At 43.4% G+C, this 714-nt stretch carries 1 protein-coding gene; it reads right to left on the bottom strand.

All coding sequences use genetic code 11. From position 1 onward, the window contains the following. Nucleotides 1-36 precede the first annotated feature (36 nt). On the bottom strand, nucleotides 37-675 hold the full coding sequence (locus tag R8N49_RS27125) for a YdcF family protein (RefSeq protein WP_065771117.1): 639 nt from the start codon (nucleotides 673-675) through the stop codon (nucleotides 37-39). Nucleotides 676-714: the final 39 nt, after the last annotated feature.

The raw sequence follows: 714 nt of genomic DNA, 5'->3' as shown, positions 1-714 counted from the left end.
TTTCTTTAAAACGAGTTAATTTACAGTTGTTTTCATTCAGACGAGATCAAAACTGAATCGCTCTAACAAGACTTGATAAGATGAATCCACTTGCTTTGGAATGTCTTGCTTAGTTTGAAATCCTTTTTCGGGATAGCTTTTGACGCGGGAAAAATCTTCCATCAGCGCTTCTAACACCATCATTAGCGGCATGTCTTCGTTGATGTATTCGAAGAATGGATGAGCGGTAGAACTGACTTGCACTTGCGAGTAGGGCGATTGCCATTGCTTCTCAAACGTAGCGATGGCGCGGCGTTCCATAAATGGCTTTTGCACTAAAATAATCGATTCGCATTGGATGCCTTTCTCTTTTAATAACTGCTCGGTGAAACGGACGTTTTCTCCACTATTGGTTGAACGTGTTTCTACTAAGATGGCATCGCTTGGTACGCCAGCTAAACGCGCGATGTCTGCAAATGTTTCGGCTTCACTTTTTTCAAACAAACCATCCGTAAAACGGCCTTCACCACCGGAGAACACAATCAATGGTGCGAGTTTTTGGTGGTAAAGCGCAGCGGCGTGCTCAGCAACTCGCACGTCGTTACTGCACATAACAAACAAGCAGTCGGCAGGCTTTAAATCCTGTTTGAGCTGCATGTAATCCCAAAGCGTTTCTATATGTTGATATAACTTCATAGTGCATCCAGCGTTGAATTGAATCGGAATTGATACCCA

Source organism: Vibrio sp. 1978, from assembly GCF_033344345.1.
The sequence above is the reverse complement of the archived record's forward strand: the minus strand, read 5'-3'. Positions and strand labels throughout refer to the sequence as shown.

Excerpts from the sequence above, each read along its gene's own strand:
- R8N49_RS27125 (WP_065771117.1), bottom strand. The coding sequence starts at position 675 with ATGAAGTTATATCAACATATAGAAACGCTTTGGGATTACATGCAGCTC.